This is a genomic window from Micromonospora sp. NPDC023644, assembly GCF_040640115.1.
Taxonomy (GTDB): domain Bacteria; phylum Actinomycetota; class Actinomycetes; order Mycobacteriales; family Micromonosporaceae; genus Micromonospora.
In genome coordinates, this window is record NZ_JBFABA010000013.1 from 1 (window position 1) to 13,695 (window position 13,695).

The window sequence follows — 13,695 nt, forward strand, 5'->3', positions numbered from 1 at the left end:
GGATGGTGGTGGGCGTCGCCCGCGTGCCGGCCACCTCCCGCCTCACTCGGCCGGCGCACCGGGGTGGGGCTCGACCTGCGGCGCGGGCCGGGGCTCGGCCGGCGCACCGGGGTGGGGCCCGACCTGCGGGGTGAGCCGGTGCTCGGCCGGCGGAGTGAGCCGGGAGGTGGCCGGCACGCGGGCGACGCCGACCACGATCGGCGGGGCGAGCAGGTCCACCATGTGGGCGGGAAGGTCGGGTCGGACCGCCGGCCACCGGGAGTCGTCGACCGACCAGTACGCCGCGTCCGGGCGCTCGGTCACCCCCTCCCGGGTCGACGGATCGTCACCGGGCACACGGTGCTTGGCCATCGGAATTGCCTCCACGAGCTGCGGGGTGCGGCCCTGCGGGTCGCTGCGGCGGACACCGGGGCCAACGATCCCGCCGCCACCCCGGTGACGCCCCACCCGCCCGACCCCCGCCCTCCCCCGGGCCCCGCCTGCCCGCCCTTCCTCCGTCGATCGAGGGGTTCGGGTCGGGAATCCGACGGAATCCTCGATCGACCCGGGCGGAGCCCACCGGAGGGAGGGCGGGCCGGAGGGAGGGGTCAGTCGAAGATGGGGCCGAGGTCGCGGGTGCGCTTGAGCTCGTAGAAGCCCGGGGTGCCGGCGACCAGCAGGACGCCGTCCCAGAGCCGGCCGGCGGCCTCGCCCTTCGGAGCCGGGGTGATCACCGGACCGAAGAAGGCGACCGTGCCGCCGTCCGGGCCGGGCGCGTGGATCACCGGGGTGCCGACGTCGGTGCCGACCGGCCGCATGCCGGCCTCGTGGCTGGCCCGCAGCGCCTCGTCGTAGCCGGTGCCCTCGGCGGCGTCGGCCAGGGCCGGGTCGAGCCCGACGTCGGCCAGCGCGGCGGCGCAGAGCTCCCGCGTGATCTTCTCCTGCCCGAGGTGGATCCGGGTGCCGAGCGCGGTGTAGAGCTTCCGGACGGCGTCCTGGCCGTACCGCTGCTCCACCGCGATGCAGACCCGCACCGGGCCCCAGCCGTCCCGCATCAGCTCCTGGTACTGCTCGGGCAGCTCCCGGCCCTCGTTGAGCACCGACAGGCTCATCACGTGGAACCGGATGTCCACGTCCCGGACCTGCTCCACCTCCAGCAGCCAACGGGAGGTGATCCACGCCCACGGGCAGAGGGGGTCGAACCACATGTCTACGGCGGCACGCTCGCTCACGGCTGGTCCCTTCACGACGGGTGCGCCGGCCTCCCGGCGCCTCCTGCGATCCTCACCCCCGCAGGTATCGACCGACAGCGGAATGAGAGCGTGACCTCGACCACCACAGGGTGTTCGTGCATGGAAGACTCGAATCCGGCCGTCACGAGCGGTCGATGGCGGCGCCAACAGGGCGTGCGGCGAAACGGGATGGAGACGAAAAGTGCCGGGAGTGCGCAACCTGACGCAGGTCGAGGCCACCGAGCGGGCCCGCCTGCTCGACGTGACCGGGTACGACATCAGTCTGGATCTCTCGTCCGCCGTACGGGCGGCCGAGGCTCGCACCTTCCGCTCGACGACCGAGGTCCGGTTCCGGTGCGCACAGCCCGGCGCGAGCACCTTCATCGAGCTGGCCGCCGACTCCGTGCGGTCCGCCACGCTGAACGGCGCCTCGGTGGACCTGAGCGACTGGTCGGCCGAGAAGGGCCTGACCCTGTCGGGACTGGACAGCGAGAACACGCTGGTCGTCGAGGCGGAGTTCGCGTACTCGAACAGCGGGCAGGGCCTGCACCGCACCGTCGACCCGGTCGACGGCGAGACCTACCTCTACAGCCAGTTCGAGACGGCCGACGCCCAGCGGGCCTTCGCCTGCTTCGACCAGCCCGACCTGAAGAGCGTCTACACCTGGCACGCCACCGTCCCGGACCACTGGAGGGTGGTCTCGAACATGCCGGTGGAGCGGGAGGAGGCGGCGGGCGAGGGGCTGAAGACGGTCCACCTCGCCACCTCGGTGCGGATGAGCACCTACGTCACCGCCCTCTGCGCCGGGCCGTACCACGAGGTGCGCGACAGCCACGACGGCATCGACCTGGGCGTGTTCTGCCGGGCCTCGATGGCGCAGCACCTCGACTCGGACGACCTCTTCCTGGTCACCAAGCAGGGCTTCGACTTCTTCCACGAGCAGTTCGGCGTGCGCTACCCGCTGCCCAAGTACGACCAGCTCTGGGTGCCCGACTTCAACGCCGGCGCGATGGAGAACTTCGGCTGCGTCACGCACGCCGAGGGGCACTACCTCTTCCGCTCCCAGGTGACCGACTACGAGTACGAGCAGCGGGCGAACACGATCCTGCACGAGCTGGCGCACATGTGGTTCGGTGACCTGGTCACCATGCGCTGGTGGAACGACCTCTGGCTGAACGAGTCGTTCGCCGAGTGGGCCAGCCACTGGTGCAACACCCACGCCACCCGGTTCCGCGAGGCCTGGACGACGTTCCTGTCCATCCGGAAGAACTGGGGCTACCGGCAGGACCAGCTCTCCTCCACCCACCCGGTCTACTGCGAGATGCCGGACCTGGAGGCGGTCGAGGTCAACTTCGACGGCATCACCTACGCCAAGGGCGCGAGCGTGCTCAAGCAGCTGGTCGCGTACGTCGGCGAGGAGCCGTTCCTGGCCGGCCTGCGGGCCTACTTCGCCAAGCACGCGTGGGGCAACGCCACCTTCGACGACCTGCTCTCCGAGCTGGAGACGGCCTCCGGCCGGGAGCTGCGCAAGTTCGCCGCCCAGTGGCTGGAGACGGCGCAGGTCAACACCCTGCGGCCGGAGCTGACGATCGGCGCGGACGGCACCTACGAGCAGGTGGTGGTGCTCCAGGAGGCGCCCACCGGGCACCCGACGCTGCGTACCCACCGGATCGGGGTGGGTCTCTACGACCTGACCGACGGCCGGCTGGTCCGCCGCGAGCGCCACGAGGTCGACGTCACCGGCGAGCGCACCGAGCTGCCCGTGCTGCGCGGCCTGCCCGCCGCCGACGTGCTGCTGCTCAACGACGAGGACCTCACCTACACCAAGCTGCGCCTCGACGAGCGGTCGATGGCCACCGTGGTGCAGCACATCGCCGGCTTCGACTCGTCGCTGGCCCGCGCGCTGTGCTGGACCGCCGCCTGGGACATGACCCGCGACGCCGAGCTGGCCGCCCGCGACTACGTGGCGCTGGTGCTGGCGGGGCTGCCCGCCGAGACCGACATCAACCTGGTCAACGCCGCCCTGCGGCAGGCCAAGTCGGCGCTCAGCTTCTACGCCGACCCGGCCTGGGCGCCGACCGGCTGGGCGGAGCTGGCCCGCACCGCGCGCACGGCGCTGGCGGCGGCGGAACCGGGCAGCGGCTTCCAGCTGACCTGGGCCCGCGCGTACGCCTCGGCGGCCCGCTCGGCCGAGGACCTGGCCATCCTGCGCGGCTGGCTGGCCGGCGCCGACGTCCCGGCCGGCCTCGCCATCGACACCGAGCTGCGCTGGGCCGTGCTGGGCGCGCTGGTCGCCAACGGCGCGGCCGGCACCGCCGAGATCGAGGCCGAACTGGCCGGGGACCGGACGGCCAGCGGCGAGCGGGAGGCCGCGTACGCGCACGCGCTGGTGCCGACGGCGGAGAACAAGGCCGCCGTCTGGGCCGAGCTGACCGGCCCGGACGCACTGCCGAACTGGCGCAACCGGGCGCTGTTGCAGGGCTTCATCCACCCGGCGCAGATCGAGCTGGTCGCGCCCTACCGGGAGAAGTACTTCGCCGCGGTGGACCAGGTCTGGGGCAGCCGGGACAGCGAGCCGGCGCAGGAGTTCACGCAGCTGGCGTACCCGGCGTACCTGGTGGACGACGAGACCGTGGCGGCCACCGACGCGTGGCTGGCCGGCGACGGCCACCCGGCGTCGCTGCGCCGGCTGGTGGCCGAGGGTCGCGACGGCATCGTCCGCGCCCTGCGGGCCCGCGAGCGGGACCTCCGCAGCGCCTGACGTACGCGGCACACGACGAAGCCCGGTCCGCGTGGCGGACCGGGCTTCGTCGTGAGGCGGGAGGCGCGAGGCGCGCCGGGGTCGCTCAGCCCTTGCCGGCGTGGCTGGCGAGCTGGTCGAGGCCGTTGATGATGCCGCCGGCCAGGTCGCCGCCGCCGAACGCCGCCACCATGGAGAGCGCGGCGAGCCGGGCGTAGGTGTCGGGGATCCGCTTGCGGGCGTGCCGACCGGTGACGATCTCCAGCTGCCGCTGGTTGGGCGACACCGCGATCAGGATCGACCGGTCGGGCTCGGCGAGCTGGCGGTGCAGCCGCTCGGCGTGCTCCCGGATCGGCTCGTCGAGACCGCCGACGAAGACCGAGAAGACCAGGCCGGTGCCCTGGTCGGCCAGGCGCAGGGCCTCGTCGATGCGCAGCAGCTGGCGGGTCGAGAACGGCCCGTCCAGCACCTCGGGCGGGGTTCCCGTCCCGGCCTGCTTCTCACCAACGGTCACTTGCGCCTCCGGTTCCACCGGCCGGCGGCTCGACGCCGGCCCGCTCGAGCTTGTGGCTGGTCAGCGCCGGCGCCTGGGCGCCCGCTGCCAGGGCGGTGCCGGCCGAGTCGGCCAGCTGCTCCGGCCGGCCCAGGAACCAGACCGGAGTGAAGTCGAAGGGCCGGCCCGGTCGGTAGCGCTTGGCGCCGCCACCGCCGCCACCACGGCTACCGGCGTACGCCAGACCGGCGATCACCAGCACCGCGGCCGCCGGGATGCCGACGAAGACCAGCAACGTCTCGGTTACAGACAATCCCAACGCCCCCAGGCGGAAGAAGAGACCTCAAGGATCCGGGTCGGGTGGACGATCATGGCGCCGACCGCCCGACACCGCTGCCATTCACGTTAGCGGAGCCCACGGCCCGCCAGATTGCGGGGTGGCGATCCCACCCGCCACTGGAGTGCTCCAGCTGCGCAGCCGTGGCGATCAACCTCGCGTCGTCGCCGTAGCGACCGGTCAGCAGGACCCCCACGGGCAGCCCCTCGGCGGTGACGCCCACCGGCAGCGACACGGACGGATCGCCCGTGACGTTGAAGACGGCGCAGTACGGCGAGAACCGGCGTTGCCGGTCGAAGTCCTCGACCGGGTCGCCGCCCTCGGTGAACCAGCCCAACGGCGCCTGCGGCGCGGCGAGGGTGGGGCAGAGCAGCAGGTCACAGCCGGCGGTGCGGCGGACGCCGAGGCGTACCTGCGCCTGGAGCTCGCCGAGCGTGGCGCTGAGGGTGCCGGCGGAGATCTCCGCGCCCCGGGCCCGCAGGTGGCGGGTCAGCGGCAGCAGCGCGCTCTCCCGCCCGGTCGGCACGGGTGCGAGCGCGAGCACGTACCAGACGATCTCGAACAGCGGCCACACGGCGGGCCCGAGGGGCGCGGGCACGTCGACCACCTCGTGGCCGGCGGCGGTGAGCAGCGCCGTCGCCCGGTCCACGGCGGCGAGGCAGTCGGGGTGGACCGGCTCGTCGGCGAGCATCGGCGTGGTGAACCGCCCGACCCGCAGCCGCCCCGGGTCGGCCGCCCGGGCCGCGCCGAGCCAGCCGCCCGCGGGCGCGGCGGGCGCCAGGTAGGGCTCGCCGGGCACCGGCCGGGCCAGCACGTCGAGCAGCGCCGCCACGTCGGCGACCGTGCGCCCGATCGGCCCGTGGGTCGGCAGGCCGTAGGCGCCGGAGCCGACCGGCCCGCCGGAGACCAGGCCCCGGCTCGGCTTGTAGCCGACCAGGCCGCACAGCGACGCGGGGATGCGCAGCGAGCCGCCGCCGTCGGAGCCCTGGGCGAGGGGCACCAGCCCGGCCGCGACGGCCGCCGCCGCCCCTCCGCTGGAACCACCGGCGGTGTACGCCAGGTCCCACGGGTTGCGGGCCGGCGGCGCGACCAGCCCCTCCGAGTAGAGCGAACAGCCCAGCTCGGAGGTGGTGGTCTTGCCCAGGCTCACCAGCCCGGCCTCGGCCATGAACCGGACCACGTCGGCGTCCACGGGCGGCACGAAGTCGGCGAACGCCGCCGAGCCGAAGGTGGTGCGTACCCCGGCGGTGAGGGTGAGGTCCTTGATCGCGGTAGGCACGCCGTGCAACGGGCCGCGCTCGCCGGCGGGGACGGCGTCGGCGGCGCGGGCCGCCGCGCGGGCCCGTTCGGGGGTGACCGTGACGAACGCGCCGACGGTGTCGCCGAGCGCGTCGACGCGGGTCAGGTGGTGCTCGACCAGCTCGACGCTGGACAGCTCGCCGGCGGCGATCGCGGCGGCCTGCTCCAGCGCGGTCAGGTCGTGCGGCTCGGCCATCCCCTCATCCTGCCCGCCCGTCCCCCGCCGTGCCGCACGACACGACCGGCCGGCGCTGCGACGAGCGCCATATCCCCCTGACATGACCACATCGGGATGACCGCCCACCGGCTCCGGCACCGAGGATGGACCCGATCAACGGTGATCACCGCACATCGGTGGCTCGGCGATCGAGGGGCACCGGGACAGCTGCCCGCGCTCCTGAATCCCACGCTCCGGAGCCGTCGCGCGCACTGGGGGCCGCGACGGCTCCGGATTCCACCCCCGCCGGGCGGCGGCGTCGCCGCGCCGCTAGGGGCGGGTGCCGAGGAACCGCAGCGCGTTGCCGCCGAGCAGCATGCCGCGCTGTTCCCCGGTGAGGAAGTCCGCCTCGCGCACCACCCGGCCGACCGGCCGCTCCCCCAACGGGTACGGGTAGTCGCTGCCGACGAGCACCCGCTCGGCGCCCATCGTGTCGACCAGCAGCCGCAGCGCGGGCGCGGAGAAGACCACCGAGTCGACGCGGAACCGGTCGACGTACGAGCTGGGCGGGGCGGTGGAGGCGCCGCGTACCAGGTCCCCCCGGCGGTGCCAGGCGTTGTCGGCGCGGCCGAGCCAGAACGGGAAGCTGCCGCCGCCGTGCGCGAAGCAGATCCGCAGCGTGTCGGGCACCCGGTCGAAGACGCCGCCGAGGATCAGCGCCAGCACCGACAGGTGCGTCTCGGCGGGCATCCCGGCGAGCCAGCGGGCCATCCACCGGTCCAGCCGGGGACCGCCCGGCATGTCCCACGGGTGCACGAAGACCGGCGCGCCCACCTCGGCGCAGTGCGTCAGGAACTCCACGATCCCGGCGTCGTCCAGGTCGCGGTCGCCGACGTGGTTGCCGATCTCCACGCCGGCGTGCCCGGCCGCAAGGCAGCGGTCCAGCTCGGCGCAGGCCGCCTCCGGGTCCTGCAACGGCACCTGGCAGAACGGCACCAGCCGGTCGCCACCGGCGGCGGTGACCTCCAGGGTGAGGTCGTTGAAGATCCGGGCCACCTTCACCGCCTGGTCGGCGGGCCGGTCGTAGCTGAAGAAGACCGGGGTGGGCGAGACGACCTGCACGTCCACGCCGTCGGCGTCCATGTCGCCGAGCCGGGTGGGCGCGTCCCAGCACTCCGCCCCGACCGGGCGGAACTCCGTCTCCCCCACCATGATCATGGCCGCCCGCTCGGAGTCGACCCGCAGCCAGGGCCAGCCGGACCCGCCGCACGCCGCGCCGAGGTCCGGCCACCCCTTCGGTACGACGTGCGTGTGCACGTCGACCACCGGCAGCCGCGCCTGCCCCGGCAGGCCCGGGGCGGGACCGCGCATCAGCCCTTGCCCGGGTGCAGCGCGCCGCAGTTCGCGCAGGTGCGCGCGGCCTCGTCGGCGTAGAACGCCTGGAACACCGGGGGCAGGTCGGCGGCGATGTCCCGGACCTGCAACTCCACCTCGTGCACCTTGTGCCCGCACTCGGCGCAGTACCACTGGAACCTCTCCAGCGTGCCCTCCTCGCGGACCCGCTCCACGACCACGCCGATCGAGCCGGCCTCGGGCCGCTGGGGCGAGTGCGGGGTGTTGCGCGGCAGCATCCACATCTGGCCCTCGCGCACGTGCACCGTACGCGGCCCCTCCGGGGTCATCAGGTTGACGTGCATGTTGCCCTTGACCTGGTAGAAGAACTCCTCGTACGGGTCGACGTGGAAGTCGGTGCGCTGGTTGGGCCCGCCCACCACCATGACGATGAAGTCGTCGGAGCCCGGGAACATCTCCTTGTTGCCGACCGGCGGCTTGAGCAGGTGCTGGTTCTCCGCGATCCAACCGGGGAAGCTGAACGGCTCCGCGATCTCACTCACGACTGACCTCCTGACGGAAGAAGGGCCACGGCCTGAATCTCGACGAGCAGGTGCGGGTGCGGCAGCTGGTGCACCGCCACCGTCGTGCGGGTCGGGCCGGTCGCGTCGAAGAACTCGGCCCACACCTCGTTGTAGCCACCGAAGTCGTTCATGTTGACCAGGTAGCTGGTGACCTGCACGAGGTCGCAGAGGTCGGCGCCGACCGAACGCAGCAGGTCACGGACGTTCTCGATCACCGCCCGGGTCTGCGCCCGGATGTCGAGGTTCGTCGTGCCGAACTCGTCCACCTCGACGCCGGCGAAGGTGTTGTCCGGCCGCCGCGACGACGTACCGGAGACGAAGACGAACCCGCCGGCGACCTTGACGTGCGGGAAGGCGCCCCGGGGCACGGCCTTGCCCGCGACGACGCGCGCCTGCCCGCTCATGCCGACGCCCGCAGCGAGGCCGTGCCGAGCTTCTCGACCACGGCGCGGACGTGGGCGCCGGGGCGCAGCGGGACGGCGGCGGTGGCCGCGCCGGCCAGGAAGACCCAGCCCTCGCGCAGCCGCACCCCGTGCCGGCCGGCCAGCCGGATGCCCTCGTCGAGGGCCCGTCGGGGATCGCCGAGGATGGCGGCGGTCGAGCCGACCTGCGCCACCCGTCCGTCGACCTCCAGCAGCACGCCCAGGTTCTCCAGCCCGTCGGGCACCGGGCTCCACGGCCCGACGACGAACGCGGCGGCGGAGGTGTTGTCGGCGATGACGTCCGGCAGGGAGAAGGTGAAGTTCGCGTACCGGGAGTCGATCAGCTCGATGGCCGGGGCGACCGCGCGGACCGCGTCGGTGAAGTCGCCGACCGGCTCCCCCGGCTCGGGCAGCCGGTCCAGCAGGAACGCCACCTCCGGCTCCACCCGGGGGTGGATGAAGGCGGCCGGGTCGACGCTGCCGCCGTCGGGCACCCGCATGGTGTCGGTGAGCCGGCCCCAGATCACCTCGTCCACGCCGACCTGCGCCATCTTCGCCTTGCTGGTCAGGCCCATCTTCAGCCCGACGAGGCGCTCGCCGCGCTCCAGCCGGCGCTGCACCAGCGCGGTCTGCACCGCGTACGCGGCGTCGACGTCGAGACCGGTCTCGGCGGCCAGTTGCCCGATCGCGGTGGCGGTGTCCGCCGCCACGCCCAGCCGCTCGGCGATGCCCGCGGTGTCCGGCCCGATCATGCTCTGCCACCCTTCTGCTGGTCGCCGGCGAGGTCCAGCGCCACGTCCACGATCATGTCCTCCTGGCCGCCGACCATCCGGCGGCGCCCCAGCTCGACCAGGATCGACCGGACGTCCACGCCGTAGCGGTCGGAGGCCCGCTCGGCGTGCCGCAGGAAGCTCGAGTAGACCCCGGCGTAACCCAGCGAGAGCGTCTCCCGGTCGACCTGGACCGGCCGGTCCTGCAACGGCCGGACGATGTCGTCGGCGGCGTCCATCAGCGCGAAGACGTCGCAGCCGTGCTGCCAGCCGTGCAGCTCGGCGACCGCGACGAAGACCTCCAGCGGGGCGTTGCCGGCGCCGGCGCCCTGCCCGGCCAGCGAGGCGTCCACCCGCACCGTCCGACCGTGGGCCGCCTGCGGGCCGGCCGCGGCGTCGCCGAGGATCCGCCCGTGCTCGACCGCGACCACGCTGTTGGCCACCCCGAGGGAGAGGTTGTGGTGCGCGTGGATGCCGATCTGCGTGGCCGGCTCCAACACCTGCCGGTACGCGTCGACCCGCGCCGCCACGTCCGACATCAGCAGCCGGCCGCCGGAGTCCGTCACGTAGACGCAGTGCGCCCCGTACGACTCCATCAGCTTGGCCTGGGCGGCGAGCCCGGCCGGGTCGGTCATGTGCGACATCATCAGGAAGCCGGAGACGTCCATGCCGTTCTCCCGCGCCCACGAGATGTGTTGGGCCGAGATGTCGGCCTCGGTGCAGTGGGTGGCGATCCGCACGCTGGTCACGCCGAGGGCCTTCGCCGCCTTCAGGTCGGCGATGGTGCCGATCCCCGGCAGCAGCAGCGTGGTCAGCTTCGCGGTCGTCATCACCTCGGCCGCCGCCGCGATCCACTCCGCGTCGCTGGCCGCGCCGTGGCCGTAGTTGACGCTGGAACCCGCCAGCCCATCGCCGTGCGCCACCTCGATCGCCGCCACCCCCGCCGCGTCCAACGCGGCGGCGATGGTGCGCACCTGCTCGACGGTGTAGCGGTGGGCGACCGCGTGCATGCCGTCGCGCAACGTCACGTCCTGGATGTACAGGTCGGTCATGACAGCACCTCCGCGGCGGTCTCGGGGCGCAGCGCGACCAGCCGCTCCGCGGTGCGCAGCGCGGCCGAGGTCATGATGTCCAGGTTCCCGGCGTACGCCGGCAGGTAGTGCCCGGCGCCGGAGACCTCCAGGAACACCGAGACCTGCAACCCGGTCAGGTGCCGGCCCAGCGCCGGCACGTACGTGTCGACCCGGTCGAACTGCACGTCCTGCTTGAGCCGGTAGCCGGGGACGTACTCCCGCACCGTCGCCACCATCCGCGCCACCGACGCCGCGATCGCGGCCCGGTCGGCGTCGGCGTCCGGGCAGAGGCAGTAGACGGTGTCGCGCATCAGCAGCGGCGGGTCCGCCGGGTTGAGCACGATGATCGCCTTGCCCCGGTCGGCGCCGCCGACCACCTCGATCGCCCGCGCGGTGGTCTCGGTGAACTCGTCGATGTTGGCCCGGGTGCCCGGCCCCGCCGACTTCGAGGCGATCGAGGCGACGATCTCCCCGTACGCCACCGGCGTGACCCGGCCGACGGCGGCCACAATCGGCACCGTCGCCTGTCCACCGCAGGTCACCATGTTGACGTTGCGCTCGCCCAGGTGCTCGTCCAGGTTCACCGGCGGCACCACGTACGGGCCGATGGCCGCCGGGGTCAGGTCGACCACCGTGCGACCGTGCGCGGCCAGCACCGCGTCGTTGTGCCGGTGCGCGCCCGCCGACGTGGCGTCGAACACCAGCTCGACGTCGGCGAACTCCGGCATCGCCACCAGGCCGTCCACGCCACCGGCGGTGGTCGCCACGCCGAGCCGCCGGGCCCGCGCCAGGCCGTCGGACTCCGGGTCGATGCCGGCCATCGCCACCATCCGCAGCGACTCCGAGAGCCGGAGCACCTTGATCATCAGATCGGTGCCGATGTTGCCCGACCCGATCACCGCCACGCCGGTGGTCACGACGCCTTCCCGGAGAAGCAGGTGCGCACCGAGCCCAGACCGGAGATCCGCGCCTCGTACGCCGCGCCCGGCGTCACCGGCACCATCGGGCCGAGCGCCCCGGAGAGCACCACGTCGCCCGCGCGCAGCGGATCGCCCGAGCGGGCCATCGTCCGTGCCAGCCACTCCAGCGCGTGCAGCGGATTGCCGAGGCAGGCCGCGCCGGCCCCGACCGAGACCGGCTCACCGGCCTGCTCCAGCACCATCCCGCACAGCCGCAGGTCCACGTCGGCGAGCCGACGCGGCGCGGTGCCGAGCACGAAGAGGCCGCTGGAGGCGTTGTCCGCGACGGTGTCCACGATCGAGATGTCCCACCCCGCGACCCGCGAGTCGACGATCTCGATCGCCGGCAGCACGTGGTCGACCGCCCGGATCGCGTCCGCGGTGGTGATCCGCTCGTCGGGCAGGTCGGTGCCCAGCACGAAGGCGACCTCCGCCTCCACCCGGGGCTGGAGCAGCCGGTCCATCGCGACCTCGGCCCCGTCGGGCACCGCCATGTCGTCCAGCAGCACCCCGAAGTCCGGCTGGAAGACGCCGAAGCTCTCCTGCACCGCCCGGGAGGTCAGCCCGATCTTCGCGCCCACCCGCCGGTGGCCCCGCTGCGACCACTGGCGCACCTGGAGCTGCTGGACCACGTACGCCGACGTGACGTCCCCCTCGGGCAGCAGCCGCCCGCGCAGCGGCGGGCAGGGCTTGCCGTTCTCCCGCGCGTCGACCAGTTCCCGGGCCGCCGCCTCGTAATCAACGCTCATGTCGGCTCCTCGCTGCCCTCGGAGCCGCCACGGGGCTCCACGGCACTGCGGCTGATGGTCCGCGCGCTGCGCCCGCTCATGTCAGGTCCACGCAGACGTTGGTGAGTTCGGAGTAGAAGTCGAGTGAGTGCACGCCGCCCTCGCGCCCGATGCCGGACGCCTTCATCCCGCCGAACGGGGTGCGCAGGTCGCGCAGGAACCAGGTGTTCACCCAGACGATGCCGGCGTCGAGCCGGGTGCCGGCCCGGTGGGCCCGGCCGACGTCGCGGGTCCAGACCGTCGCCGCCAGGCCGTACTGGGTGCCGTTGGCCAGCGCGTACGCCTCGTCCTCGTCGTCGAACGGGGCGACGTGCACCACCGGGCCGAAGATCTCCTCGGTGTTGGTGCGGGCCTGCGGGCCCAGCCCGGTCAGCACCGTCGGCAGCACGTACGCGCCGCCGTCGCGGGCGTCGCCGAAGCGCGGCGGGCCGCCCCCGGTGAGCACCTCCGCGCCCTCGGTGCGGGCCAGTTCGTAGTGACCGAGCACCTTGTCGCGGTGCTGGTGCGAGATCAGCGGCATGTTCACCGTGGCCTCGTCGACGGGCCACCCGTACGGCAGCGCGGCGGCCCGCTCGGCGAGCCGGGCGGTGAACTCCTCGAACACCGGCCGCTGCACGTAGATCCGCTCGGTGCAGAGGCAGACCTGGCCACCGTTGGTGAAGCTGGAGCGCACCGACCCCGCCACCGCCGCGTCGAGGTCGGCGTCGGCGAAGACCAGCCCGGCGTTCTTGCCGCCCAGCTCGAAGGAGACGGCCTTCACCCCGTCGGCCGCGGCCCGCATGATGGTGCCCCCGGTGGCCGACTCGCCGGTGAAGGTGATCGCGTCCACCCCCGGGTGCCGGGTGAGGAACTCCCCCGCCGAGTCCGGGCCGAAGCCGTGCACCAGGTTGAACACCCCGGCGGGCACGCCGGCGGCCGCCATCACCTCGGCGAGCAGCGTCGCCGAGGCGGGCGTCTCCTCGCTGGGCTTCACGATCACGGCGTTGCCGCAGGCCAACGCGGGGGCGACCTTCCAGGTGAGCAGCAGCAGCGGCAGGTTCCACGGCACGATCACCGCGACCACGCCGACCGGCTTGCGGACCGCGTAGTTCAGCGCCCGGCCGCCGGTCGGGGTGACCGTGGTGAAGGACTCCGTCGGCGCGGTCGCCACGATCTCCGCGAAGGCGCGGAAGTTCGCCGCGCCACGCGGGATGTCCAACGTCCGCGCCTGCGAGATCGACTTGCCGGTGTCGGCGACCTCGGCGGTGACCAGGTCGTCGAAGCGGCGCTCCAGCTCGTCGGCGACCCGGCGCAGCACCTCGGCGCGCTCCCGCTCCCCCATCCGGCCCCACGGCCCGCGCAGCGCCGCCCGCGCGGCGGCGACGGCGTCGTCCACGCACGCCCGGTCGGCCTCGGCCACCTCGAAGACCGGCTCGCCGGTCACCGGGCTGCGCTTGGTGAACCGCCGCCCGGCCTCGACGAACTCGCCGCCGACGAAGTTGCGCAGCAGGCCCGGGCCGTCGGGCGCCCGTCCCGCCATCAGCCGGGGAT

The 13,695-nt window shown here is 73.7% G+C and carries 14 protein-coding genes; 1 reads left to right on the forward strand and 13 read right to left on the reverse strand.

The genetic code is table 11. The annotated features are described in order from the left end of the window. Window positions 1-42 precede the first annotated feature (42 nt). Window positions 43-351 (reverse strand): hypothetical protein, encoded by a 309-nt coding sequence (locus tag AB0G08_RS12660; protein ID WP_358086686.1) that lies wholly within the window; start codon window positions 349-351, stop codon window positions 43-45. Window positions 352-587: 236 nt separating this feature from the next. Then, the gene (locus tag AB0G08_RS12665) at window positions 588-1,211 is read right to left on the reverse strand and encodes a disulfide bond formation protein DsbA (RefSeq protein WP_358086688.1); all 624 of its coding nucleotides are present in this window, start codon (window positions 1,209-1,211) and stop codon (window positions 588-590) included. Window positions 1,212-1,422: 211 nt separating this feature from the next. Here AB0G08_RS12665 and pepN point away from each other — a divergent pair, with 211 nt between their 5' ends. Beyond that, the gene (pepN, locus tag AB0G08_RS12670) at window positions 1,423-3,972 is read left to right on the forward strand and encodes an aminopeptidase N (RefSeq protein ID WP_358086690.1); all 2,550 of its coding nucleotides are present in this window, start codon (window positions 1,423-1,425) and stop codon (window positions 3,970-3,972) included. Window positions 3,973-4,057: 85 nt separating this feature from the next. On the opposite strand, the gene AB0G08_RS12675 is transcribed toward pepN, so the two are convergent. The 11 genes from AB0G08_RS12675 to AB0G08_RS12725 all read right to left on the reverse strand — a co-directional run bounded on the left by AB0G08_RS12675 (window position 4,058) and on the right by AB0G08_RS12725 (window position 13,684). Continuing rightward, window positions 4,058-4,465 (reverse strand): DUF5130 family protein, encoded by a 408-nt coding sequence (locus tag AB0G08_RS12675; RefSeq protein WP_358086691.1) that lies wholly within the window; start codon window positions 4,463-4,465, stop codon window positions 4,058-4,060. Beyond that, window positions 4,452-4,739: a hypothetical protein gene (locus AB0G08_RS12680; protein WP_121399403.1), complete on the reverse strand. Its 288-nt coding sequence runs from the start codon at window positions 4,737-4,739 to the stop codon at window positions 4,452-4,454. The genes AB0G08_RS12675 and AB0G08_RS12680 overlap by 14 nt, the downstream gene beginning before the upstream one ends. Window positions 4,740-4,812: 73 nt before the next feature. Then, on the reverse strand, window positions 4,813-6,276 hold the full coding sequence (locus AB0G08_RS12685; RefSeq protein WP_358086693.1) for an amidase: 1,464 nt from the start codon (window positions 6,274-6,276) through the stop codon (window positions 4,813-4,815). A gap of 291 nt (window positions 6,277-6,567) precedes the next feature. Then, window positions 6,568-7,608 carry an amidohydrolase family protein gene (locus AB0G08_RS12690; RefSeq protein ID WP_358086695.1) on the reverse strand — a complete coding sequence of 347 codons (1,041 nt, stop codon included), beginning with the start codon at window positions 7,606-7,608 and terminating at the stop codon, window positions 6,568-6,570. After that, complete coding sequence (locus AB0G08_RS12695; RefSeq protein ID WP_358086697.1) at window positions 7,608-8,132, reverse strand: 3-hydroxyanthranilate 3,4-dioxygenase; 525 nt, start codon at window positions 8,130-8,132, stop codon at window positions 7,608-7,610. Before AB0G08_RS12695 ends, AB0G08_RS12690 begins: the two co-directional genes overlap by 1 nt. Next, entirely contained in the window at window positions 8,129-8,557 is a 429-nt protein-coding gene (locus AB0G08_RS12700; RefSeq protein WP_357867217.1) for a RidA family protein, read from the reverse strand. The genes AB0G08_RS12695 and AB0G08_RS12700 overlap by 4 nt, the downstream gene beginning before the upstream one ends. After that, window positions 8,554-9,327: a fumarylacetoacetate hydrolase family protein gene (locus AB0G08_RS12705; protein ID WP_358086699.1), complete on the reverse strand. Its 774-nt coding sequence runs from the start codon at window positions 9,325-9,327 to the stop codon at window positions 8,554-8,556. Before AB0G08_RS12705 ends, AB0G08_RS12700 begins: the two co-directional genes overlap by 4 nt. Next, window positions 9,324-10,397, reverse strand: coding sequence for a 4-hydroxy-2-oxovalerate aldolase (gene dmpG / locus AB0G08_RS12710; protein ID WP_358086701.1), 1,074 nt, complete (start codon window positions 10,395-10,397; stop codon window positions 9,324-9,326). Before dmpG ends, AB0G08_RS12705 begins: the two co-directional genes overlap by 4 nt. Next, window positions 10,394-11,335 carry an acetaldehyde dehydrogenase (acetylating) gene (locus AB0G08_RS12715; RefSeq protein ID WP_358086703.1) on the reverse strand — a complete coding sequence of 314 codons (942 nt, stop codon included), beginning with the start codon at window positions 11,333-11,335 and terminating at the stop codon, window positions 10,394-10,396. Before AB0G08_RS12715 ends, dmpG begins: the two co-directional genes overlap by 4 nt. Next, complete coding sequence (locus AB0G08_RS12720; RefSeq protein WP_358086705.1) at window positions 11,332-12,126, reverse strand: fumarylacetoacetate hydrolase family protein; 795 nt, start codon at window positions 12,124-12,126, stop codon at window positions 11,332-11,334. Before AB0G08_RS12720 ends, AB0G08_RS12715 begins: the two co-directional genes overlap by 4 nt. A gap of 76 nt (window positions 12,127-12,202) precedes the next feature. After that, window positions 12,203-13,684 carry a 2-hydroxymuconic semialdehyde dehydrogenase gene (locus tag AB0G08_RS12725; protein ID WP_358086962.1) on the reverse strand — a complete coding sequence of 494 codons (1,482 nt, stop codon included), beginning with the start codon at window positions 13,682-13,684 and terminating at the stop codon, window positions 12,203-12,205. Window positions 13,685-13,695: the final 11 nt, after the last annotated feature.